This window comes from Synechococcus sp. MU1625 (assembly GCF_020514205.1).
Taxonomy (GTDB): Bacteria; Cyanobacteriota; Cyanobacteriia; order PCC-6307; family Cyanobiaceae; genus Parasynechococcus.
Window position 1 is genome coordinate 25848 of sequence record NZ_VTLA01000011.1, and the last position, 24288, is coordinate 50135.

The following is a 24288-nucleotide window of genomic DNA, read 5'->3' on the forward strand; positions in this document are numbered from 1 at the left end:
TTTTTGCCATCATGAAGTTATACTTATCCATCAAAAAATTGCCAGCACATTAAAATCGCAAAACATATTGCCATTAAAACCTAGAAGCAAAATCCAATTCCACGCACATATTTCTACTCTGATATTCATAAATCCGAAGCAGATCTTGATTAGACATTGAACAAAAATTCCATTACATCACCTTCGTCCACCACATACTCCTTTCCTTCACTGCGCAGCCAACCCTTATTGCGTGCTTCTGCCAGTGATCCAGCTTCCAAGAGCTTCTCCCAACCGATCGTCTGAGCTCGGATGAAGCCTCGCTCAAAGTCGGTATGGATCACCCCAGCGGTTTGCGGTGCGGTCATCCCAGCCTTGAACGTCCAGGCCCGGGTTTCCTTTTCACCGGTGGTGAAGTAGGTGCGCAAACCCAGCAAGCGATAGGTGGCGCGGATCAGACTTTGCAAACCCCCTTCAGTCACCCCCAAACCTTCGAGGTAGTCGGCGCGCTCGTCGTCACCCAGTTCGACCAGCTCAGCTTCAACCTGGGCTGAAATCCGCACCGTTTCGGCCCCTTCTTTGGCCGCCAGCTCATTCACCTCGGTGCAGAAGGCATTGCCATCGGCAAGATCCTCCTCGCTCACATTGGTGGCGTAGATAATTGGCTTGGCCGTTAACAGCCCCAAGGGCTTGATCAAGGCAGCCTCCTCATCTGCCAGCTCGACACTGCGGGCCGCGCCACCGTTCTCAAGCACAGCCTGAATCCGCCCCAACGCAGCATCCTCGAGCTGTGCTTCCTTGCTGGTACGCATCTGCTTCTTCAGACGCTCCCGTCGCTTTTCGATCTGGGCCAGGTCAGACAGACCCAGCTCCAGGTTGATCACCTCCGCATCTCGGGACGGTCCAACGGATCCCGAGACGTGGATGACGTCATCGTCCTCGAAACAACGGATCACGTGAACGATCGCGTCCACCTCACGAATGTTGGCCAGAAACTTGTTGCCCAGACCTTCGCCCTGGCTGGCCCCTTTCACCAATCCAGCAATATCCACGAACTCCATGCGGGTCGGGATGGTGTTCTGACTGTTGCTGAGTTCGGTTAGCCGATCCAGCCGCTCATCTGGGACTGCCACGCTGCCGACATTGGGTTCGATCGTGCAGAACGGAAAATTGGCAGCCTGCGCCTGGGCGTTGGCCACCAATGCGTTGAACAAGGTGGACTTGCCCACATTGGGCAATCCGACAATTCCGGCTTTAAGCATCGGCGGAATCTACCGGCCAACGGCGAGACTGTTATGAAGTTTTGTGGGTCCATGCTGCAGTCCTTGCGCTCCCCTGCGTCCCAATCGCCTGAGGCAGAGCTTGCTTCAGTAACGAAAGCGCGATCCAGACGACCCAAAGCCGCGATCGTTGGGCTGCTGTTGCTGGCCCTCTGCGGTGGAGGAGTCCTGCTGATGCGGTTCGGTCCCTGGAGCAACCGTCAGAGGGACTTAACGCCGTTCACCACCACCGCTGAGCGGGGAATTCTCTCCGGGGTCATTACTGCCAGCGGCGAACTGCAGGCCCAGCAGAAGGTGAACGTGAGTCCGCGCAAGCAGGGGGTGCTCGATGAACTGCTGGTGGATGAAGGCGATGTTGTGGAGGAAGGCCAGGTGCTGGCGGTGATGGATCAAGCGGATCTCGAGGATCGGTTGCAAGAGAGGCAGGCGCTGCTGCGCCAGGCAGAGGCCAACTTCCAGACCAAAAAAGAGGATTTCGACCGTCGTAGCCAGCTGTATGCCAGTGGCGTGATCAGCGCTGACGACTTCAGCGACGTGCGCTTCGAGATGCTGGCCCGACAGGCGGGCTTGACTGCAGCTCGAGAACGTTTAGAGCAATTGGAACAGGAGAGCCGTGAGCAGAGAATCCGCGCGCCCTTCGCCGGCACCATCACCGCCCGCTACACCGAACCTGGATCGTTTGTAACCCCCACCACCGCCGCCTCGGCAACCGCAGGTGCCACGAGCGCGTCGATTGTTGAGCTGTCGCAGGGATTGGAAGTCAGCGCCCGCGTTCCGGAAAGCGATATCGGACGCATCGTGACTGGCCAGAACGCCGAGATCCGCGTTGACGCCTTCCCCGATGAACGCTTCTCCGCACAGGTGAGTGAAATTGCCCCCCGCGCTGAGAAAGAAGACAACGTCACCTCCTTCGAAGTGAAGCTGAACTTCGTCAATCCGCCCAAAAAACTGCTGATCGGCATGACCGCCGACATCAATTTTCAAACCGGGCGCAGTGCACCGAAACTCCTGGTGCCCACCGTGGCAATCGTGACGGAGGAGGGTAAACCTGGCGTTTTGCTGGTCGATGACAACCAGAAACCACGTTTCCAGCCGGTGGAACTGGGCAACAGCAGCGGCGACCAGACTGCGATCCTGAACGGTCTCGAGTCAGGAACCCGCGTGTTCATCGATCTGCCTCCCTGGGCTGATCGCCGCGATTAATCCACCAACTTTTTAACACCGCCATGCCTGAGGCCACCGCCAAGCCCCTCCTGCTGCTTGTAGATGGCCACTCCCTGGCATTCCGCAGCTTTTACGCCTTTAGCAAGGGAGGGGAGGGTGGCCTCGCCACCAAAGATGGCCGACCCACCAGCGTGACCTATGGCTTTCTCAAAGCCCTTTTAGACAACAGCAAATCTCTGAAGCCCGAAGGTGTCGCGATCGCCTTCGACACAGCCGAGCCCACCTTTCGCCACAAGGCGGACGCCAATTACAAGGCCCATCGGGATGTAGCACCTGAGGTGTTCTTCCAGGACCTTGAGCAGCTCCAGCAGATCCTCGAGACACATCTGCAGCTCCCCCTCTGCATCGCACCGGGCTTCGAGGCTGACGATGTTCTGGGAACCCTGGCAAACCGAGCAGCCGACACGGGCTGGGGCGTTCGGATTCTGTCTGGCGACCGCGACTTGTTTCAACTGGTGGATGACAGCCGCGACATCGCGGTGCTCTACATGGGTGGCGGCCCCTACGCCAAAAGCAGTGGCCCAACGCTGATCCGCGAAGAAGGGGTGCTCGGCAAGCTCGGCGTGATGCCCAACAAGGTGGTGGACCTCAAGGCCCTCACCGGTGACAGCTCCGACAACATCCCCGGCGTGCGCGGGGTTGGCCCCAAAACAGCCATCAACCTGCTTAAAGACAACAGCGACCTCGACGCGGTGTACGCCACCCTCGAGGAAGTGGAAGCCGAAGGGCCGAAAGCCAGCCGGGGCGCCATCAAAGGAGCTCTGAAAGGAAAGCTGCGCGACGACCGCGACAACGCCTACCTGTCCCGCAAGCTGGCCGAGATTCTCGTGGATGTTCCCCTGCCCAAGGAACCCAGCCTGCCGCTGTCGTCGGTGAATGCCGACGGCCTGAGCAACTGCCTGGAAGACCTCGAGCTCAACAGCCTGCTGCGCCAGGTGGGGGGCTTCGTGGCGGCCTTTTCCGAAGGCGGCTATGGGGCCAATGCGGAGGCCGCTGCAGCCAAGCCCCCCCGCCGCTCAGCCAGCTCGGACCAGCCAGCTGCCGAAGCCGCAACCGAACCGGTAACCAACGACGACGTGGGGCTGCCGGCCCTGAAACCGCAGCTGATCCAGACCGAAACGACCCTGGACGCGCTCGTGCAAAGGCTGATGGCCTGCACCGACAGCAGCCTGCCTGTCGCCTTCGACACCGAAACCACAGACCTGAACCCGTTCCGCGCCGAACTGGTGGGCGTCGGCATCTGCTGGGGGGAGGGCCTGGACGATCTCGCCTACATCCCGCTGGGACACAAGGGCAGCGAAGACAGCAACCCTGAGCAGCTGCCGTTGGAAACCGTGCTCACCGCCCTGGCCCCGTGGCTGGCCAGCAGCAACCACCCCAAGACCCTGCAGAACGCCAAATACGACCGTTTGATCCTGCTGAGGCATGGCGTTGCCCTGGAGGGCGTCGTGATCGACACGCTGCTGGCCGATTACCTGCGCGATGCCGCAGCCAAGCATGGTCTGGAGCTGATGGCCGAACGGGAGTTCGGCTTCCAGCCCACCGCCTTCACCGATCTGGTGGGCAAGAAGCAAACCTTCGCCGATGTCCCGCTGGAGCCCGCCAGCCTGTACTGCGGCATGGACGTACACGTCACCCGCCGCCTGGCACCCCTGCTGCACAGTCAGCTGGAGGCCATGGGTCCCCAGCTACTGCCGCTGCTCCAACAGGTGGAACAGCCGCTGGAACCGGTGCTGGCTCTCATGGAATCGACCGGAATCCGTGTCGATGTGCCCTATCTCAAGGGCCTCTCGGAAGAAATGGGAACCACCCTTCAGAGGCTGGAATCAGAAGCCAAAGAGGCCGCCGGGGTGGATTTCAACCTGGCCTCGCCCAAGCAGCTTGGGGAATTGCTGTTCAACACCCTGGGGCTGGATCGCAAGAAATCCCGCCGCACCAAAACCGGCTTCAGCACCGACGCCACCGTGCTGGAAAAACTCGGCAACGACCACCCGGTGGTGCCCCTGGTGCTGGAACACCGGGTGCTCAGCAAGCTCAAGAGCACATACATCGACGCCTTGCCGCAGCTGGTAGAAGCGGAAACCGGGCGGGTCCATACTGATTTCAACCAGGCCGTAACGGCAACGGGTCGGCTGAGCAGCAGCAACCCCAACCTGCAAAACATTCCGGTGCGCACCGAGTACAGCCGGCGGATCCGCAAGGCCTTCCTGCCGCAGGAGGGCTGGACCCTGCTCAGCGCTGATTACTCGCAGATCGAGCTTCGCATCCTCACCCACCTCTCGGGAGAAGAGGTGCTGCAGGAGGCCTACCGCAGCGGCGACGACGTGCACGCGCTGACCGCCAGGCTGCTGCTGGACAAAGACGAGGTCAGCCCGGACGAGCGTCGGCTCGGCAAAACGATCAACTTCGGTGTGATCTATGGCATGGGAGCCCAGCGCTTCGCCCGGGAAACCGGCGTGAACCAGAGCGAAGCCAAGGAGTTCCTGGCCAAGTACAAGCAGCGCTACCCGAAGGTATTCGCCTTCCTCGAGCTGCAGGAGCGGCTCGCCCTCAGCCGCGGTTACGTGGAGACGATCCTTGGCCGCCGGCGGCCGTTCCACTTCGATCGCAACGGCCTTGGGCGGCTGCTGGGCAAGGACCCCCTGGAGATCGACCTGGATGTGGCCCGCCGCGGCGGCATGGAGGCGCAGCAACTGCGGGCGGCTGCCAATGCCCCGATTCAGGGGTCGAGTGCCGACATCATCAAAGTGGCGATGGTGCAGCTGCAAGACGCCCTGCGGCGTCAGGGCCTACCGGCCCAACTACTGCTGCAGGTTCATGACGAACTGGTTCTCGAGGTGGCACCGCATGCCCTTGAGGCCACTCGAGATCTCGTGGTGCAGACCATGGAACAAGCTGTCGAACTGAGTGTGCCGTTGGTGGTGGAGGCCGGCGTCGGCGCGAACTGGATGGAAGCGAAATAAGTAGGAAAAAGAGAGTTAGCCGATTTTGATCTGAGCTTCGGCGATAGCATCAACAACCAAGGGAAGAATTAAACGACTTCATATATGGTATGATAGACTAAATAATAAGCAAGATGCTGTTCTCAAAAGCCCTGAATGTTGGCTACGCACCCGTTCCAAAAATTGCATGCACATCAATAAAAGAATACTTCTTCTACATCCAAAACAAGTTTTTGTTCCAGGTTTTTGACGTAGGCAAAAAGCATTTTCATATCCATAATCTAGCGCCTACAAAAGAATATGCTGCATGGAGGGATGAACTTGCCAAGCACCGCCATTCAAATCCATTTATGGTCGCTGTCGTTAGAGAACCAATTGCTCGATTTGTTTCATGCTACAGCAACAGGATTTTGTACCATGACGACATCAGCAAAAACGCAAAGGTGAGTGAAGTCATTTCAGAAGCCGGACTTCCTACACGACCTGATATCAACACATTTGCCTCTAATTTAGAGTTCTACTCAATGCACGTGGCCAGCGTTCGACACCACACCCTTCCGATCGTCGAATTTTTGGGGAGAGATCGAGACACCTTCTCAAAAATATACCCAATATCAGAGGTTAATACCTCTCTCATTTCAGACCTGTCCGATTGGACAGGATTGGAACTTCAATCAATCGCTCACCGAAAGCAAGCAGGGGGGGCCAAGCTCAAGAAAGACGAGCTGTCGAGAAAGAACATAACAAAACTGGAAGCATATTATGCGGAAGACTACAAGATTTTTGGCGATTACTTTAATTAAATCTAATTCTAATGACACACATAATTGACAAATTTTTAGAGCAAACACTTGGGTATTGCTCGTTTATCAATCAAGAATTTAAAATTTTAGTGGTCGCACCCCCAAAGTGCGCTTCTACATCAATATTTACCGAGCTTGAGCAAACACTGTCTCAAACGTCGCAAGCCCTTTGGAGCGCTAACACGTCGGAGGAGTTTTCAAATAATCTTTGCATCCATGAATATCTAAAAAATCAACCCATACACCAAAGATCGTGTTACGAAGAGATATTTATTGATGAATCCTATTTAAAAGTGTTGGTGGTCAAAGATCCGGTGAAGAGAATGTGTTCGGCGATCATGTCAAAATATTTAATTAGAAATAGCTCTTTTCATGAAGAACTAGATGACTTTGCATCTGGCCTTGATGAAGAATATCAAACTCCAGATGAATTCGTACAATGGTTCAACTCAATAGCCCATTTACTAACAAAAAGAGAACTTAAGAATGGTAAACATCCATCTCACTCCAAACCGATAACATCATTGGTGCCAAGGGACTTGTTTCGACACTTCAACAAAATAGAATGCATAGATTCCGCAAGCGGATTCAACGATCTATGCCTTACAATAAATAAGCACCTAGCAAAACAAAATAGCAGCATTGAAATACTAGGTTTTCCAAAAATCAATGAAAGCCCAATATCCAATGCTCAAAAGTTTTTAAGCAAGGAAACTCTTAATGAACTTTATATGTATTATCTTGACGACTACACAACTTTTGATTTCAGCAAGCCATCCGTCGAACATCACACTCAACTAGCTCCCACATCAACTGAACTACAATGCATTAAATACTTTAGAGATGCAAATGAGAGATTAGTCACCTACAAAAGAGCCTTAAACAGGGAAATGTCGGATCTAGTTGAGACAAAAAAGAAAAGAAATCAAGAACTTGATCATTTGCTTGAACTGAAGGAAAAAAGAAATCAAGAACTTGATCATTTGCTTGAACTGAATAAAAAAAGAAATCAAGAACTTGATCATTTGCTTAAACTGAAGAAAAAAAGAAATCAAGAACTGGAGGCAATTTTAATAGATAACGACAAAGTCATTGAATCTCTTGCAATAAAAAATCAATACTTAAAATCAATCCAACTTGAACATACTTTTCTTAAAGAAGATAACGACAAAGTAAAAGAATCTCTTGCAATAAAAAATCAACACTTAGAATCAATCCAACTTGAACATACTTTTCTTAAAGAAGAGATCAAAAAGCTTCGATTACAAATAAAATCAGCAAAAGCTGTAACATTTGGATTCAAAAATCTTCAACATTTATCCATTCAACAAATACAAGCGGAGGCGGAAAATAGCATCAAGAAATGTAGGTATAAGGAAGCGCTTCAATATCTCAACTATGCATACGCCCTCACAAACAGCTATAAAATTCTTTTAAAAATACTTCCATTAAAATGCCAAAATAAAATCCTGCGCTTTTTATTGCTGAGATTTAGCTCTCTTTTCGGCGGATATTGAGCTTAAAAATAATGAAGCTATCAATCATTGTTGCGGCTTACAATCTTGAGGATAGTTTACACCGATGCGTGAGATCCTTGCAGGCGCAAACTTATTCAAATATTGAAATTATTATTGTCAATGATAAGAGCACCGATTTAACTCTTGAATTAGCAATATTTTTATCGCGAACAGACCCCAAAAAAAGAACAAAAGTGATATCCCACTTAAAAAATAGAGGTCTGTCTTCCGTTAGGAATACTGGACTAGATGCTGCCACGGGTGACTATGTCTGGCAAATTGATGGAGATGACATGCTCATTAGCGAGACAACGGTTGGAGAAATTGCACAAATTTTAAATAGCCACAGCCTGAATTTTCTGTTCATCAATAAATACATACAAACCCTGCCTACGTCATGGATCAAAGATAGTATAAATACTCTTAAAAGTGAGCCCAACACCTTATCAATATATAGCCCAGAAGAATTTGTCCAATCATTCGGATGTGGAAGTATATTTTGTTTTATCTTTAAAAAATCTTTTTCAGAAATTAACTCCCTGAGGAGCATAGAGAAGATTAATATTGGCGAAGATCAGATTTTCAATTCACAATTGCTCCACTTTGCCGAATCAATACCTGTCTGCAACAAAAAATTCTACATCTACGACAAAACAGATGCATCGATGATGCGCAGTCCATGGAATATAGACAAGTTTATCGAAGAAAATTACTATATAAAGTTTATGGGTAAAGCATTCATAAATAAACCAAGATTGCTAGAAACTAGCCTAAAAGCACGATGTCAGTATCTAAAAACTAGTATGTGCACAAAATTAATTCAAGATTTAAGTATTACTGAGTCACGTGTTATAAAATACCTGTGGTCAAATACATTACAGTCTCTTGATCAATCATTTTCCGAAATTAAAATAGATTCAGAATTAAAAGACTTCAATGAATCTTTGGAAAATCGTATTCCTGGTTGCATCGACCTTGAATCCTCTCAGGATTTCAAATGCCTTTTCCAGGGCACTCAAATTAAATGTATAAAAATTGATGCACCATTGTCTTCTATTGATACATATAAAAGACTAACTAAATATACAAAACATTTAGCCCTGCACGGAATCATTTTAATTACCATCTCAAGCTTATTCGAGCAGATTCAAACGAATCAATACAATGCCAATGATGCAGAAAAAAATTCGTTGCTGATTAAATCATTTTTGATAGATGCACTAAATAAATCTACAAAGTCACCTGAAACGATTGTTTTAATCAATGATTTATCCGTTAACTCCCCGCAAAACCAGATACAACATCAATCCGCTTTTATTAATGTAATAATTAATTTCTGCATAAAAGGGGGCGCTTTGATCAAACCTGAATCTATTGTCTCGAAAAATCCAATTAATCTTCCACTGCCAGAGCAAGATACCCAGGAAATTAGCGAATCTCCTGATGCAATGATTGTGTTGCAAATTTTGCATTCGCTAAAACCAGAGATCAAACCCAATCAATTGCTTGAATTTGTTAGCTCCATTCACTCACTAGAAGACACTAACCCTTCTCAATGGGCTGGAATCTCGAACAAACTGCTCTAGTTTTACAGAATACTCAAAAATCATATAGCAACGAAATATCTTTCTTCTCTTACATGCGGCCACGTGTGTATAAACTGTGTTACTTCAGCGAAAATTGTTCTTGTTGCGGCTCACTAACACCCTCACCCGCCGCACCGAGCCCTTCACACCCCTAACCCCAGGGAAGGCGAGCATCTATTGCTGCGGAGTGACGGTCTATGACCTCTGCCACCTGGGCCATGCCCGCAGCTACATCAACTGGGATGTGCTGCGGCGGTATCTGATCTGGCACGGCCTCGAGGTGACCTTCGTTCAGAACTTCACCGACATCGACGACAAGATCCTCAAACGGGCCGGCGAGGAGAACTCCTCGATGACGGAGGTCAGCGAGCGAAACATTGCCTCGTTCCACCAGGACATGGACGCCATCGGGATCTTGCGGCCCGACCGGATGCCCCGCGCCACCCAGTGCCTGGATGGCATCCGCGCACTGATCGGCGAACTGGAAGCCAAGGGAGCGGCCTACAGCGCTGAGGGCGATGTGTATTTCGCGGTGATGAAGCATGCCGGTTACGGCAAGCTCAGCGGCCGCGACCTGAGCGAACAGCAGGACAACGCCGCCGGGCGGGTGGCCGATGCCGAAGAGGCCCGCAAGCAGCACCCTTTCGATTTCGCGCTCTGGAAAGGGGCCAAACCCGGAGAACCCAGCTTCCCCTCCCCCTGGGGTGAGGGACGCCCCGGCTGGCATATCGAATGTTCAGCCATGGTGCGGGCGGAACTCGGCGACACGATCGACATCCACCTGGGTGGTGCCGACCTGGTGTTCCCGCACCACGAAAACGAGATCGCCCAATCCGAAGCCGCCACCGGTCAGGACCTGGCCCGGGTGTGGATGCACAACGGCATGGTCAATGTGGGTGGGCAGAAGATGAGCAAGTCGCTCGGCAACTTCACCACCATCCGTGCGCTGCTGGAGAGCGGTGTCTCAGCGATGACCCTGCGCCTGTTTGTACTGCAGGCCCACTACCGCAAACCAATTGACTTCACCGCTGAGGCCCTTGAGGCCGCAGCCACCGGCTGGAAGGGTCTGAATGCAGCCCTGAGCCTTGGCGATCGCCACGGCGAGAGCCTCGGCTGGAGCACGGCCGCACCGCTCACAGAGGGCGCCATGACGGCCGATGGAGGTCCAGCCGACACCGCTCTGGTGGAGCTCGAACAACGCTTCATCAGCGCCATGGACGATGACCTCAACAGCTCGGGCGGACTGGCCGTGCTGTTCGATCTGGCCAAGCCCCTGCGGGCCCTCGCCAACCGGCTGGAACGGGGGGAAGACGCCGCCCTGCCTGAGCCGGAGTTAAAGGGTCTGGAGGAGCGTTGGCGGCTGCTTCGACACCTGGCGGCGGTGCTGGGACTGCGCTCAGAAGCGGAAGCCGCCACCAGCCTCGACGACGGCGCCATTGATGCAGCCATCGCGGCGCGCAAGGCATCGAAAGCAGCGAAGGATTACGCGGAGGCCGACCGGATCCGGGATGAGCTCGCCGCCCAAGGGGTTGAGCTGATCGACAAACCCGGCGGGGTGACGGAGTGGATCCGCGCCTGATCCCGGCAGACTGGACCCCAATACTGTCGCTCCCCATGCTCTGGCTGAAGAAGCTGAACTTCATGGAAACCGCCAAGCTCGAGATGGAGCTGATGAAGGCCCTCGATGCCGGCGAGGATCTTGAGGCGAAGCTCGCGGCTCAGAAGCAATTGGCCGCGTCCACGGGCGATGCGGAGCAAGCCTGGAAAGCAGAGGTGTGGAACAAGATGCTGCAGAGGATCCGCAAGATGGAATCCATGCTCAATTCCTCGGACCAGCAGTAGGCACTCGCGAGACGAACCCTTCAGCTGGGGATCAGATCAATCACGCTGATCACAAGACCAACAGCGATCACCGGCGGCGAAATCCAGCGCAGCATCACCAACAGAAAGCGCTGCAGCCAGATCGGGCTCCCCGAATGGCCTAGCTCCTCCTGAAAACGGGCTGGGAGCACCCAACCCAGCAACAGAGCCAGGAGCAAGCCCCCCAGAATCAGTAACAGGCCCCCAAAGACGGAATCCATCCAGCCGAGAACCTCCATGGAGGTGGCCGCTGGAAGACCGGCCACAAAGATCAACGCTGTGGACACCCAGACGGCCCGCGGACGACTCCAACCCAGTCGATCGATCAGACATGCCACCGGCACCTCCAGTAGCGACACAGCTGAGGTAATTGCAGCAATGAGGGCCAAGGCGAAAAAGAACACAGCCACCACCTGGCCTGTGGAGCCGAGCGACCCCAGGCCAGTGGGCAAAGCGATAAAGATCGTGCCCAGGGTCGAGCCGCTGATCACATCCTGAAGGCCAAAACTCATCACCACGGGGAAGGTGACCATTCCGGCCAGCAATCCCACAGCGGTGTCCATACCAACCACTGCCACGGCCTCCCGCGGCAGGTGGGCGTGCCTGCTCAGATAGGCCGAGTAGGCAAGGATGCAACCGATTCCCGTCCCAATGGAGAAGAAGGCCTGCGTAAAGGCATTGCGAATCGTGGTGGGGTCACGCAACTGGCTGTTATCCCAGCGCAGCAGGAAGGTCCGGTAGCCCTCCGAGGCACCCTCAAGGCCAGCGGCCCAAACCGCAAGGCCAATCAACAGAACAAACAGCAGTGGCAGGCCCCAACGGGACAAACGCTCGATTCCCCCGCGCACGCCGGCAGCCACCACGCCGGCAGTCGCCACAAGACTCAGAAGCTGGCCGATCAAGGCGGAACGTCCGCCACTGAGACCCGCGAAAAATGCTTCAGCTGAGGCGATATCCGCAGGAAGTCCCTGCGTCAGTGTCTGCACAAGTGTCGCCCCGGTCCAGCCCATCAGCACGGCGTAGAAGGCAAGAATTCCACTGGCAGCCAGCACGAACAGCCAGCCCATGGGCTGCCAGCGACGACCAGCCGCCGTCACCGGCGCAAGAAGAGGGCTCTGGCCGGTGCTGCGACCCAGCACCATTTCTGCCACCAGCACCGGCAGGCAGACCAAGAGCACAATCACTACATACAGGAACAGAAAGGCGCCGCCACCCCCCTGAGATGCGCGGTAGGCAAAGCCCCAGAGGTTGCCCAGCCCAACGGCACTACCAGAAGCCGCCAAGACAAAGCCCAGTCCCGATCTCCACTGTTCCTTCGCCATGCGCTCTCAACAAGCTGTCCGCCAGCTTGCCAGCGATTAACAGTCCTGGTGGGAGACTTGTCGTAACTGCCGGATCAGCGTGAAAGCCATCAGCGTGCTGGGATCCACGGGCTCCATCGGCACCCAGACCCTTCAGATCGCTGAGGAATTCCCCGATCAGTTCCGGGTTGTGGCACTCACGGCCGGCCGCAACCTGAATCTTCTGGTTCAACAAATCCAGAGGCATCGCCCTGAAGTGGTGGCCCTGGCCGATGCCGATCTGCTGCCGGATCTGCAAGAGCGTCTTACGGATGCGGGTGTTGCAGCCAGCCATACGCCGAAGCTGGTTGGGGGCGCTGACGGGCTCAATGTCGCTGCCGCATGGGATAGCGCTGACCTCGTGGTGACGGGCATTGTTGGTTGCGCCGGATTGTTACCGACCCTGGCGGCGGTCCGAGCAGGCAAAGACCTGGCCCTGGCCAACAAAGAGACACTGATTGCTGCCGGACCCGTGGTGTTGCCGGAGTTGAAGAAGAGCGGCAGCAGGCTGCTGCCAGCTGATTCGGAACACTCGGCCATTTTCCAATGCCTGCAGGGAACCCCCTGGGCTGAAAACGCACGGCTTTCTACAGGAGTGCCCACACCGGGGCTGCGCCGGATTCAGCTAACGGCATCCGGCGGCGCCTTCCGCGACTGGAAGGCAGCTGACCTGGAGAAGGCAACCGTGGCCGATGCCACCAGTCATCCCAACTGGAGCATGGGCCGCAAGATCACCGTGGATTCAGCCTCCCTGATGAACAAAGGCCTGGAGGTGATCGAAGCCCACTATTTGTTCGGCCTGGATTACGACCACATCGAGATCGTCATCCATCCCCAGAGCATCATCCATTCGATGATCGAGCTGGCGGATTCCTCGGTGCTTGCCCAACTGGGCTGGCCCGACATGAAACTGCCCATCCTCTATTGCCTGAGCTGGCCGTCTCGCCTGGAAACGCCGTGGCGACGCCTGGATCTCACCGAAATCGGCCAGCTCACTTTCAGGGCCCCTGATCCAGCCAAGTACCCCTGCATGGAGCTGGCCTACGCCGCTGGACGCGCCGGCGGCACCATGCCTGCGGTGATGAATGCTGCCAACGAGGAAGCCGTGGCGCAGTTCCTCGAGGAGAAGATTCACTTCCTCGACATCCCCACAGTGATCGAGGCCGCCTGCGAGCGTCATAAACCCGATCTGATGGCCCAACCCCAATTGGACGACGTGCTGCGGGTGGATCAGTGGGCGCGAACCGCCGTGCGGGAACAGGTGAATCGCGGGGTGACCCGTTTGCCCATGGGAGCGCTCGCCGCCTAGGCATGCAACGGGTCAGCCATCACCTCTTGCTCTGCGCAACCGCCACCAAATCCAAATGCTGCGATTCAGCGCTTGGGGCACAAACCTGGAATGAACTGAAGAGCGTTGTTCGTGAACTGAATCTCGAAAACGCGGAACGCCCCGAGGGGATTGTTCTGCGCAGCAAAGCCGATTGCCTCAGGGTGTGCGAACGAGGGCCGATTCTTTTGGTCTGGCCAGACGGGATTTGGTACGCCGACGTTTCACCCGACCGCGTCAAAAGAATCATTGAACAGCACATCATTGGCCAACAACCTGTCGAAGAATGGATTTTCAAAAGAACACCATTCGAGACAATCAATGGTGCCCCTTCAGGCAAGATTTGATCCCCAAAAAACGCAGGAAATTATCACCAAAAGGTTCAAATAAAACCTTTGCGCTTGGACCGCGAGCAAAAGCAGCTTGAAAGTCAACCTGAATTCCAAACAACAAAATTAGAACAATTACCATTGGGCTCTGCAGCACCATGGCTCCCACAGGACGCAGCTCAAACAATTATGATGAAAACCTTAAGCGCCAATTGCTGAGCGCTTGTCTTGAGGCTTCCATTTGGCATTTGCAACAGCGACCCGACCAGCAAATCCAGCCCCTGAAGACAGCGCTGATTCAATCTCCTATCCAAGCAAGGCTGAGCTGCTCAACGCCTTGCCAGCAGAGCTCTCCAAGCTGAACCCAGCGAAGTCATGGTCAAGCCTGGCCATGTCTGCTGGTCTTTCGCTTCTGGCCGTCGGCCTCGGGACCCTGATTCCGCTCTCGGCAGTCGCCACCCCCCTCTGGCTCCTCTACGGCGTGATCACCGGCACCATCGCGATGGGCTGCTGGGTCATCGCCCATGAATGCGGCCATCACGCCTTCCACCCCAACCGCCGCATTGAAGGCGTTGTGGGTTTTGTGCTGCACAGCATTTTGCTTGTGCCGTATTACAGCTGGGCCCATAGCCACGCGGTGCACCACGCCCACTGCAATCACCTGGAACAAGGAGAAACCCATGTTCCGCCACGGGCAACATCGCCGATGGGGCGAACCACCGAACAGCTCCAGCAGACGTTGAATCCCACCATCTTCGGGATCATTTCTCTGTTCAATCACCTCGTGATTGGCTGGCAGCTGTATCTCTTTCTGGGCGCCACTGGTGGCGAAGACTACGACTCCTCAACCTCCCATTTTTGGAATCGCAAGCGTAATTTCAACGGCAAACGCCGCCTTTTCCCTCAGTCGTTCAGCAAGTGGATGGTGCGATCCAACCTGGGATTGCTCGCCATGGTTGCCCTGTTGACCATCGCCTCAGTGCAGTTTTCCCTGCTCCGTGTGCTGTGTGTCTACGGCCTGCCCTACATGGTGATCAACATGTGGCTGACGACCTACACCTGGCTGCAGCACACCAACACAGATATCCCTCACTTCTCGAACGAAACCTGGACTTGGTCGAAGGGAGCACTGCAAACGGTTGATCGTCCCTACGGGCCCATCCTCAACCTGCTGCACCATGGAATTGGCTCAACCCACGTGTGCCATCACGTCAATTCATCGATTCCGCATTACAACGCCTGGCGGGGAAATCAGCTGCTGAAGCAGAGGTTTCCTGAGCTGGTGCGCTATGACTCGACACCGATCCACAAAGCGCTGTGGAGGATTGCCACACGTTGCGGTGGGGCTGTGTATCAGAACCCAAGCGATCGAGCCTTCTATTACTGACGAGCGAGAAACCCACAACCCGAGGGGATCACGGCTTAATGAGCAATAACGTCCCTGAGCCAGGCCGCCGCCAGCTGGTCGCCCCAGCAGCCGTTACGGCCATGGAAGCCGTTATGCCCTCCCCGTGGCGTGAACAACGTGCGAATCGCAGCCTCCTGCGGTAGCGCCTCAGCAAGATCCATCGCAGAGTCGGCGGGGACCCAGGGATCATCCAGGGCCTGCAGGAGCAAAGTGGGCGGCATCGCTTTGCAGGCAAGCACCAAATGCTGCAGAGGTGAGGCCTCGCGGTAGTACGCCTCCACATCCGAGAATCCCCAACGTGGAGCTGTCACGGCGCTATCGAAGGCACGGATTGAGCGTGGTGGCGACTTCAGCAGCGTGGACTCCTCCTGGCTGCTCACCCCAAAGGGATCTGCCAGGGTCTGTCGCACCAAACGCTTGAGCAGCCAGCGTTGATAGATCCGATTGCGCGGGCGTTCGATCGAGGCACTGCAGTCCGCCAGATCAAGCGGACTGCTTGCACAAAAAAGGCCATCGAGCACACCGGGCGATGCCAGACAGGCATTGAGAAGCATCGTGCCGCCCAAGGAGATGCCTGCCCCCAGCAGCGGGCGTCCCGCCGCCAACGCTCGTGCCCGCGCAATCACCGGCAGCAGATCACTGTTGCAGCGCGCTGCATAGGTACCACCCGCCAGATGCCGGCCGGGATCAGCACCGCGCAGATTCAGCCGCAGCACTGCAAAACCTGCAGCCTGCAAAGCCACACCCATCCGCCTTAGGCCTTCACGAGAGCTGGATCCCCCCAGCCCGTGCAGAAGCAACACCAGCCCTCTGGCTTCCCCTTCAGGCTGATCAAGCAGCGCCAACAAGGCCCCAGCAGCGGCAGCCCCACTGGGCAAGGCAGGCACAGGGATTGGAATCGGAACCCCTTGATCGTGGGGAAGATCCACCTCGCGCAGGGTGTCTCGCAGGGTTTGCAGATCGCCACCAATCCAAGGCCAGCGCTGTTGAAACGAAGCAACACCCAGCCGCTCACGCAGCTGGGGGTTATCCACGCCGCGGCCCATCACTTCTTGCCCAGACCCAAATCTTTGAGTTCCACCAAGAGGTCGCCAAGAACCTTTTTCGCATCACCAAACAACATCGAGGTGTTAGCGAGCTCGAACAGATCGTTCTTGATGCCGGAGTAGCCGGCACTCATACCCCGTTTCACGACGAACACCGTGCGTGCATCCTGCACATCCAGCACTGGCATGCCGTACAGCGGCGAATTGGGATCACTCTTGGCCTGGGGGTTGACCACGTCATTCGCCCCCAACACCAGCACCACATCAGTGGCAGGGAACTCGGGATTGATCTGGTCCATCTCCTGGAGCTGCTCGTAAGGCACATCCGCCTCAGCCAGGAGCACGTTCATGTGGCCGGGCATGCGACCAGCCACAGGGTGGATGGCATAGGCCACATCAATGCCGGCGCTCTCCAGCACACGGGTCACTTCCCGCAGCGTGTGCTGCGCCTGGGCCACAGCCAAGCCATAACCAGGAACAATCACCACCCGTTCAGCAGCCTCCAGGGTGAGGGCGCATTCCTCGACGCTGCAGCTGGTGATGTTGGTGTATTCGCCACCACCACCGCCTGTGGCAGTGGTCGCACCAAGAGCTCCACCAAACAGAACAGACACCAGAGAACGGTTCATGCCGTTGCACATGACCTGGGTGAGGATCAGGCCGGCGGCACCGACCATGGCACCCGCCACGATCAGCAACTGGCTTCCCACCACGAAACCGGCGGCGGCCGCAGCCACACCCGAGTAGCTGTTCAGCAGCGAAATCACCACGGGCATATCAGCCCCGCCGATTGGCAGCGTCACACCGATCCCCAGCAGGCCGGAGGCCGCCATCAGAAGCCAGAGGCCCGTGCCTGAATCAGCGTTGCGCAGCATCTCAATGGCACCCACGAGGGATGCCACCGCCAGCGCGATGTTGACGACATGCCGGCCCTTGCTTTGCATCCAAGCAGGCGTGGAAAGCCAGCCCTGCAACTTGGCCATGGCCACGATGGAGCCTGTGAAGGTGATCGCACCCACGAAGACAGACACAACGATGGACACCACGGCCACAGGGCCCGCCGCATCAAGGGCCACCGGATAAAGCGCAGCAGCCAATGCCACCAGCAACGAGGACATGCCTCCGCAGCCGTTGAAGAGGGCGACGGTCTCTGGCATCGAGGTCATCGGCACCCGCTGGGCGGTGATGGCTCCGAGCACACCACCCACCAGCGTGCCGGCAATGATCCAGACCCAGGCCGCGCTGCTGATGCCGGTGGTGCCGAGATAGTTGATCAGCAGACCAAGCACCGCTAGGCCCATGGCCACAGCCGCCAGCTGATTGGCACCCCGGGCTGAACGCACCTTGGAGAGCCCCTTGATGCCGAGGGCCAGCAAAAGAACCGCAACCAGCTCAATCGCGTATTTCAGAAGGTCAGACATCAGCGGTTCTCCTTGCGAGCAGGCTTGCGGCTGAACATGGCCAGCATGCGGTCGGTCACGAGGAAGCCCCCGATCACGTTGAACAGGGCAAAGCCCAGCGAGACGGAGCCGAGCAGCAATACCACGGTGTTATCGCCCGCCTTGATGATCGCGGTGAGCGCTGCCAGGACGGTGATGCCCGAGATGGCATTGGCACCACTCATCAACGGAGTGTGAAGGGTGGGGGGGACCTTGCCGATCAGCTCCAGCCCAAGCAGGCTGCCAAGCAGGAGAACCCAAAGGAATTCAACAAACATCAGTTGGCACCTGGGGTAAGGACGTCGCCACGACGGATGCTGCCGTCCTGGGCGATCAGACAGCCGGCGATCAGTTCATCCTCGGGATTGATGCTAAGGACACCGTCCTTCATGGTGGGCTCCAACAGAGCCACGAGATTGCGGGCATAGAGCGCACTGGCGTGATTGGGAACGCTGCAGGGCAGATCATTGCCACCGATCAGCTTCACACCCTTACGGTCCACGGTCTGACCAGGAACGGTGTCGGCGCAGTTACCGCCCTGGGCCACCGCCAGGTCAACCACCACAGCGCCTGGACGCATCCGATCGAGCATGTCTTCACTGATCAGGCGCGGAGCCCGGCGACCGGGCACCTGGGCGGTACAGATGGCCACATCGGCCTCAGCCAGTTGATCAGACAGCTGCTGTCGCTGAGCAGCCAGGAATGCATCGGAGGCCTGTTTGGCATAACCGCCGGATTCAGCCGGCTTGTCTTCCAACTCAGGTGGCTCAATGAAACGGGCGCCGAGCGATTCAACCTGCTCTTTGACCGCCGGCCTGATGTCACTGACATAGACGACTGCACCAAGGCGGCGGGCTGTGGCGACCGCTTGAAGGCCCGCCACACCAGCTCCAAGAATCACAACCTTTGCAGGTTGAACGGTGCCCGCTGCCGTCATCAGCATCGGGAAGTAACGATCCAGAGCAGCGGAAGCCAGCAACACCGACTTGTAGCCAGCGATGTTGGCCTGGGAGGACAAAGCATCCGCAGACTGAGCCCGGCTGATCCGCGGCAACAGTTCGAGCGCCATGGCAGAGAGACCGCCGCGCTGAAGGCCTGCCGTTAGGTCTTCGTTGGCGTAGGGGGAGAGCAGACCAACCACCAACGCTCCGTGGCGAAGGCGGGCTAGGCCGGCTTCGCTCGGCGATTGGACACAGAGCAGAACATCCGCCTGACTCCAGGCCGATGCATCTCCAGCATGGATCAAATCAGCACCCTGCTCGGCATAAGCCTCATCGAGGTAGCCGGAGGCTGTACCGGCTCCGCGTTCGACTGCCACATTGCAGCCCAACGAAATGAATTTTTTGACCGTGTCGGGCGTTGCCGCAACCCGGGTTTCTTCCGGTGTCGACTCCACCGGTATCAGAAGTCTGGGCAAGGGGAACACAACCACCGACCCAAGTGAGGTTACTTACGGGGTCACCCTCTCGCCATCAGGAAGCTTCCTGAAGAAAGCCCCCCTCTTCTGTTGCTCTTGCTACGTGAAGTGCATCCTCTGTGCTCCTCATGGGTCTCAGCGCAATCGAGTGTCCCGACGGCCTCTGTCACAGCCACCACGGCGGCCACGCCGTTGAACGGGAAACCATGCAGTCCACCCTCCAGTTGCACGGCAAGGACTGGTGTGAACGGCTGGCGGAGCGGATCTATGAAATCTCCGTCGACACCTTCTCCCAAAGCGTGATGCCCAGCCTGCACACAGCCGGCTGGCAGCGGCGGCACCTCGACTGGGAATTCAAGTTGAATGACGGCGAATGCGAGCCCGATCGAACCCTGGTTGACGGGATGATCAACGCCACGGAAAGCTTTCTGCGCAGCAGCGAAGTGCACCGCCTGTTCATCCAGGAACTCGTGCAGGGCACATTTGCAGAAGCGGAGAACGATGACCTGCGCATCCAGGCGGTCCGCACGCTTGTGGAAACCGAAATCGTGGCGATGCTTGAGGAACGCCGGGAAGAGCTGCTGGATCGGCTCGCTGAGCAAATGCTGAACTCAGCGAAGGGGGATTTCAAGGCCGCTCGCTCCGCCTCAGAAGAGGCCTTAATGGAAGTGGAACACTTGGTGGTTAACCACGCTGAAGCGCTCTGAAGCAAGGCTCTGGCGCCAAAACGTGCTGCCGAATCAAACGATCGGCAGCACTTCCTGTTCAAGTCCAAGGGCCCAGCTCAGCTCTCCGCGGCGATGCAGAACGCGCGCTCGAAGAATCAATGGGTCGATGTCGCAATCGAGTTCCCAACAGCCATCCAGTTGATCGCGATGCTGATCGAGAGGGCTGCTGAAGAAGGAGCGTTGGGCCATGGCGATGGGCGGGACCCGATCCCGATGGAGCTGATGGCCGGACGGTAGAGATGCCACGGCGCAAAAGAATGGTTAAAAAGACTCATCTTCCCGGGGGGGCGATATCTCAGCCGTCAGCTTCAACCTCCCGTCCAAGGTCAACACCGATCAGGACCCAGTACCTGTCCAACCAAGACAGTGGCAGCAACAGCTGATCCAACTCCTGCGACGCAGGCTTGAGCTTCAGGGCAGCAGCCGCGACCTTCTTGTGTTTGCAGGCCCAGGAGCGGGGAAAACACTGGGTGCCCTGCTGGGATTCCGCGCGATGCGGGATCTAGGCCGGCTGAACCATTTCGTGGTCTTCTGCCACCGGACCTCAATCCTGAATCAATGGAAATCAGCCGCTGCTCGTCTCGGCTTGCGGCTGGAGGAGTGGCCCTGCACGCCGGAACAGAGCCTTGGAGCAGACGGTCTTTTGGTGACGTATCAGGGTGCGGGTCGTCAACGCGACGCGCTACGAGCACGTCTTGAGGAATGGGGCACAAGCGCCTGCATGGCGATCGCCGATGAGGCACACCATCTCGGCGTCAATCCCGACGAACCGGACGCAACAGCCTGGGGGCAGACCTTTCTGGAGCTGACCAACACCGTCAGCCTGCGTCTGGGACTCACAGGAACCCCCTTTCGTGCCGACAACCTGGGGTTCTGCGCCGCCCGTCGAATCCGGGTTCAACTGGACGACGGTGGCTGGGTCGAGCAGATCCGTCCGGATCTCTGCGTGGAACCAAGGGACCTGATCGCGGCAGGGGATGTCCGCCCCCTGGAGTTCCGCTTTCAAGACGGCTGGGTGGAACACAGCCGCGAGGGACTACCCGATCGCAACGTTTCCCCCCTTTCGTCCGAACAGCGGGAAAGCTGGCGTGCTCGCAACCTGCGTCGTGCCATACGCCTAGCCGACAGCAGCAGCATTGGCCAGCAGGTGCTATTGAGAGCGCAGCAGAAACTGAATCAACTTCAGGAGCGTCAGCCACAGTCAGCTGGCCTTGTCATCGCACGCGACATCAATCACGCCGAGGCCATCAGCCGGGTGTTGATTGAAGACGGCAACCGGGTGGAGCTGATTCATTCCCAGAGCCCCCAAGCGACGGAACGCTTGAACGCCTTCCAAAGCGGAAGTGCCGATTGGCTTGTGAGCATTGACATGTGCGCGGAAGGCTTTGATGCACCACGCCTAAGGGTGGTTGCCTATCTGACCACCGTTGTGACCCGCAGCCGTTTTGTGCAGGGCATCACCCGGGCCGTGCGGATGACACCAGAACTGGCCGCCTGCGAAGCCATCCCCCGAGAAGCCTCCTTCGTCTTCGCTCCGGCAGACCCACTGCTCATGGACTACGCACGGTCATGGTCGGTGGCAGAGCCTTACGTTCTGCGCCCTCAGGGCCAGGACTCCCAGGATGACCTGCAGGGTGTTGGGCCATGGCGCGGCCCCAGCCTTCCCCTCGAAGCGGTTGAAGATGGAGCCGGTGCGGTGATCCGCCTGAAAACACCCGAATTGCCCACTTTTTTGCAGCGCTGAACACAGCTTTGGTCAGAGAAAAATGCGAACTTGTGCGAATAGGTGGGCCGAATGGGACCCCCGATCCGTCAACCTGATCAACATCGAGGAGTCAGTTATGGATGCCGCAATGGAACGCCGGGTCATCGTTGCAAGCGGCTGGGCATCCACGCGCATCGCTGTCCTGGACAAGGAAGAGCGCTATGAAGACAGTTATGCCATCACCCAAGAATTCTGCGAGTGGATCACTTGCATAGGAGAAAACATGGAGATGCTTGAGGCCAATGTTTTGGCCGTTCCGCGCAATCCAAGCAAGCGTCGGCCGATTCACGACCCAACGTCCAACGATTCCCAGGTTGAAATCTAAAAACAACCTTAAATTCCTTCAAGCCTGATACATCTTTTTTCGGGTTGCAATCCACCACTGACTCAAGCAGGGCTTTAGATTTAACTCATAGTCAGTTCGCTTTAGCGGTGGTTCAAGGCGGTGCGGGTCACATCGAAAATCTGGTTGTCGTCGGTTCAGGCCCAGCCGGTTACACGGCAGCCATCTATGCAGCACGCGCCAACCTCCAACCGCTGCTGATCACCGGCTTTCAACGCGGGGGTATCCCCGGCGGACAGTTGATGACCACGACTCATGTCGAGAATTTTCCCGGTTTTCCGGATGGTGTTCTCGGTCCTGACCTGATGGATCTGATGAAGTCCCAGGCTGTTCGTTGGGGCACCCACCTGCTGGAAGCCGATGCCGACAGCATTGATCTGACGTCGAAGCCCTATCGCATTGAGGTCGACGGTCAAACCATCCACACCCATGCCCTGGTGATCGCCACCGGAGCCAGTGCAAACCGTCTCAAACTTCCCTCAGAGAGTGCCTTTTGGAGCAAGGGCATCAGCGCCTGCGCGATCTGTGACGGGGCCACGCCGCAGTTCCGCAACGAAGAGCTTGCCGTGGTCGGCGGCGGAGATTCCGCCTGCGAGGAAGCGGTGTACCTCACCAAATACGGAAGCCACGTCCATTTGGTGGTGCGCTCGGACAAGCTCCGTGCCAGCGCAGCCATGGCTGATCGGGTCTTGGCCAATGACGCCATCACCGTGCACTGGAACAGCGAGATCGTTGACGTCAGCGGAGATGAATGGATGCAGTCGATGACCCTGCGGGATCGCAATGAAGGCAGTTCTCAGAGCCTTGCTGTCAAAGGGCTCTTCTATGCCATTGGCCACACCCCCAACACTGATCTGCTTCAGGGGCAACTTGATCTCGATGAGAAGGGTTATCTGAAAACGGAAGTGGGGCGTCCGGAAACGTCCTTGGAGGGCGTCTTCGCTGCCGGCGATGTGGCTGATGCTGAATGGCGTCAGGGCATCACCGCAGCCGGAAGTGGCTGCAAAGCAGCCTTGGCAGCAGAGCGCTGGCTAAGCCATCACAACCTGGCAACCCGGGTGCAACGCCAAGACGTGGAGCCAGCGGTGGCGGAACGTCCGGTCAACGTGGAGGTCACCACAGAAGCCACCTATGACCCTCAAGGTCTGTGGCAGAAGGGAAGCTTTGCCCTGCGCAAGCTTTATCACGACAGCACGAAGCCTCTGCTTGTGATCTATACCTCACCAAGCTGCGGCCCTTGCCACGTGCTGAAGCCTCAGCTGCGACGGGTGATTGAAGAGCTGAATGGATCTGCCCAGGCTGTTGTCATCGACATCGAAGCTGATCAGCAGATCGCTGAACAGGCAGGGGTCAATGGCACACCCACAGTTCAGCTGTTCCACCAGAAAGCGATGGTGAAGCAATGGCGCGGCGTCAAGCAGCGCAGCGAATTCAAGGCTGCGATTGAATCCTGCCTTCAGGCTGCCGCCTGAGGGCAGCGGACATCAACGACGGCGAGGTCCACCAGGGCGGTTTCCACCGGGACGACCACCAGGAGCACCCGCATTGCGCTCCCGATAGGTGATGCGGCCACGGGTGAGGTCATAGGGGCTGATTTCCACCAGAACCTTGTCACCGGCGAGCAATTTGATTCGAAACTTGGTGAGCTTTCCAGCCGCTCTGCAAAGGCATTGGTGGCCTGCAGGCTGCTCGAGGGTGACCAGATAGAACCCGTTGCCCTGTTCCTTCTCGATCACGCCCGAGGTTTCGATCATGCGTCGGTAGCCAATTCTGTCTTGCTGGTATCAGTTTAGAAGGCCACTTGCGCCCCGCCGAGAGAACAGAGCCCTTAAGCTCCAACGCCGACCCCTCTCCCCCTGCCGTGATTCTTCCCCCGTTGAGCATGGATCTCGGTCTGCTGCTGATCTCCGTCGGCGTGGTCAACCTGTGGAGGATGCGAGAGAACGCGAGCTGAC

22 protein-coding genes are annotated in these 24288 nt (G+C 56.5%); 13 read left to right on the plus strand and 9 right to left on the minus strand.

Annotation, left to right across the window (positions count from 1 at the left end):
* Positions 1–149: 149 nt before the first annotated feature.
* Entirely contained in the window at positions 150–1241 is a 1092-nt protein-coding gene (ychF, locus tag FZX13_RS12440) for a redox-regulated ATPase YchF (protein ID WP_226409815.1), read from the minus strand.
* Positions 1242–1292: 51 nt separating this feature from the next.
* Here ychF and FZX13_RS12445 point away from each other — a divergent pair, with 51 nt between their 5' ends.
* The 7 genes from FZX13_RS12445 (at position 1293) to FZX13_RS12475 (ending at position 11173) form a co-directional block, all read left to right on the plus strand.
* Positions 1293–2462, plus strand: a complete 1170-nt coding sequence (locus tag FZX13_RS12445; protein WP_226409816.1) for an efflux RND transporter periplasmic adaptor subunit — start codon at positions 1293–1295, stop codon at positions 2460–2462.
* Positions 2463–2485: 23 nt separating this feature from the next.
* A complete protein-coding gene (polA, locus tag FZX13_RS12450; protein WP_226409817.1) occupies positions 2486–5446 on the plus strand; it encodes a DNA polymerase I in 2961 nt (986 codons plus the stop codon).
* Positions 5447–5559: 113 nt separating this feature from the next.
* Entirely contained in the window at positions 5560–6228 is a 669-nt protein-coding gene (locus FZX13_RS12455; protein WP_226409818.1) for a sulfotransferase family 2 domain-containing protein, read from the plus strand.
* An 11-nt stretch (positions 6229–6239) separates the two neighbouring features.
* The gene (locus FZX13_RS12460; RefSeq protein ID WP_226409819.1) at positions 6240–7745 is read left to right on the plus strand and encodes a sulfotransferase family 2 domain-containing protein; all 1506 of its coding nucleotides are present in this window, start codon (positions 6240–6242) and stop codon (positions 7743–7745) included.
* 11 nt (positions 7746–7756) lie between these two features.
* Positions 7757–9331, plus strand: a complete 1575-nt coding sequence (locus FZX13_RS12465) for a glycosyltransferase family A protein (RefSeq protein WP_226409820.1) — start codon at positions 7757–7759, stop codon at positions 9329–9331.
* Between the two features lie 94 nt (positions 9332–9425).
* The gene (gene cysS, locus FZX13_RS12470; RefSeq protein WP_226409821.1) at positions 9426–10910 is read left to right on the plus strand and encodes a cysteine--tRNA ligase; all 1485 of its coding nucleotides are present in this window, start codon (positions 9426–9428) and stop codon (positions 10908–10910) included.
* A complete protein-coding gene (locus FZX13_RS12475) occupies positions 10895–11173 on the plus strand; it encodes a hypothetical protein (RefSeq protein ID WP_226409822.1) in 279 nt (92 codons plus the stop codon). The genes cysS and FZX13_RS12475 overlap by 16 nt, the downstream gene beginning before the upstream one ends.
* A 20-nt stretch (positions 11174–11193) precedes the next feature.
* On the opposite strand, the gene FZX13_RS12480 is transcribed toward FZX13_RS12475, so the two are convergent.
* Positions 11194–12513 (minus strand): sodium-dependent transporter, encoded by a 1320-nt coding sequence (locus FZX13_RS12480; protein WP_226409823.1) that lies wholly within the window; start codon positions 12511–12513, stop codon positions 11194–11196.
* Positions 12514–12592: 79 nt separating this feature from the next.
* On the opposite strand from FZX13_RS12480, the gene FZX13_RS12485 reads away from it, so the two are divergent.
* Positions 12593–13840: a 1-deoxy-D-xylulose-5-phosphate reductoisomerase gene (locus FZX13_RS12485; RefSeq protein WP_226409824.1), complete on the plus strand. Its 1248-nt coding sequence runs from the start codon at positions 12593–12595 to the stop codon at positions 13838–13840.
* Positions 13841–14176: 336 nt separating this feature from the next.
* Here FZX13_RS12485 and FZX13_RS12495 read toward each other — a convergent pair whose 3' ends face one another.
* Positions 14177–14374 carry a hypothetical protein gene (locus FZX13_RS12495; protein ID WP_226409837.1) on the minus strand — a complete coding sequence of 66 codons (198 nt, stop codon included), beginning with the start codon at positions 14372–14374 and terminating at the stop codon, positions 14177–14179.
* A 54-nt stretch (positions 14375–14428) separates the two neighbouring features.
* Here FZX13_RS12495 and FZX13_RS12500 point away from each other — a divergent pair, with 54 nt between their 5' ends.
* Complete coding sequence (locus tag FZX13_RS12500; protein ID WP_370630824.1) at positions 14429–15574, plus strand: fatty acid desaturase; 1146 nt, start codon at positions 14429–14431, stop codon at positions 15572–15574.
* 35 nt (positions 15575–15609) lie between these two features.
* On the opposite strand, the gene FZX13_RS12505 is transcribed toward FZX13_RS12500, so the two are convergent.
* The 4 genes from FZX13_RS12505 to FZX13_RS12520 are packed head-to-tail and all read right to left on the minus strand — an operon-like array spanning position 15610 to position 19497.
* Entirely contained in the window at positions 15610–16641 is a 1032-nt protein-coding gene (locus FZX13_RS12505; protein WP_226409827.1) for an alpha/beta fold hydrolase, read from the minus strand.
* Positions 16641–18062, minus strand: a complete 1422-nt coding sequence (locus tag FZX13_RS12510; RefSeq protein ID WP_115095226.1) for an NAD(P)(+) transhydrogenase (Re/Si-specific) subunit beta — start codon at positions 18060–18062, stop codon at positions 16641–16643. The genes FZX13_RS12505 and FZX13_RS12510 overlap by 1 nt, the downstream gene beginning before the upstream one ends.
* Positions 18062–18358, minus strand: coding sequence for an NAD(P) transhydrogenase subunit alpha (locus FZX13_RS12515; protein WP_115025338.1), 297 nt, complete (start codon positions 18356–18358; stop codon positions 18062–18064). The genes FZX13_RS12510 and FZX13_RS12515 overlap by 1 nt, the downstream gene beginning before the upstream one ends.
* Positions 18358–19497, minus strand: coding sequence for a Re/Si-specific NAD(P)(+) transhydrogenase subunit alpha (locus tag FZX13_RS12520; RefSeq protein ID WP_226409828.1), 1140 nt, complete (start codon positions 19495–19497; stop codon positions 18358–18360). The genes FZX13_RS12515 and FZX13_RS12520 overlap by 1 nt, the downstream gene beginning before the upstream one ends.
* 128 nt (positions 19498–19625) lie before the next feature.
* On the opposite strand from FZX13_RS12520, the gene FZX13_RS12525 reads away from it, so the two are divergent.
* Positions 19626–20204 carry an EF-1 guanine nucleotide exchange domain-containing protein gene (locus FZX13_RS12525; RefSeq protein ID WP_115025339.1) on the plus strand — a complete coding sequence of 193 codons (579 nt, stop codon included), beginning with the start codon at positions 19626–19628 and terminating at the stop codon, positions 20202–20204.
* Positions 20205–20237: 33 nt separating this feature from the next.
* On the opposite strand, the gene FZX13_RS12530 is transcribed toward FZX13_RS12525, so the two are convergent.
* Positions 20238–20471, minus strand: a complete 234-nt coding sequence (locus FZX13_RS12530) for a hypothetical protein (protein WP_166016973.1) — start codon at positions 20469–20471, stop codon at positions 20238–20240.
* A 136-nt stretch (positions 20472–20607) separates the two neighbouring features.
* Between FZX13_RS12530 and FZX13_RS12535 the strand changes: the two genes are divergently transcribed.
* From FZX13_RS12535 to trxB, 3 genes are all read left to right on the plus strand, one after another.
* Positions 20608–21969: a DEAD/DEAH box helicase gene (locus FZX13_RS12535; RefSeq protein ID WP_370630826.1), complete on the plus strand. Its 1362-nt coding sequence runs from the start codon at positions 20608–20610 to the stop codon at positions 21967–21969.
* 97 nt (positions 21970–22066) lie between these two features.
* Positions 22067–22315: a hypothetical protein gene (locus tag FZX13_RS12540; protein WP_115025341.1), complete on the plus strand. Its 249-nt coding sequence runs from the start codon at positions 22067–22069 to the stop codon at positions 22313–22315.
* Between the two features lie 107 nt (positions 22316–22422).
* On the plus strand, positions 22423–23805 hold the full coding sequence (gene trxB, locus FZX13_RS12545) for a thioredoxin-disulfide reductase (protein WP_226409829.1): 1383 nt from the start codon (positions 22423–22425) through the stop codon (positions 23803–23805).
* A gap of 12 nt (positions 23806–23817) precedes the next feature.
* Here trxB and infA read toward each other — a convergent pair whose 3' ends face one another.
* Positions 23818–24087 (minus strand): translation initiation factor IF-1, encoded by a 270-nt coding sequence (infA, locus tag FZX13_RS12550; protein WP_006041809.1) that lies wholly within the window; start codon positions 24085–24087, stop codon positions 23818–23820.
* Between the last annotated feature and the right edge of the window lie 201 nt (positions 24088–24288).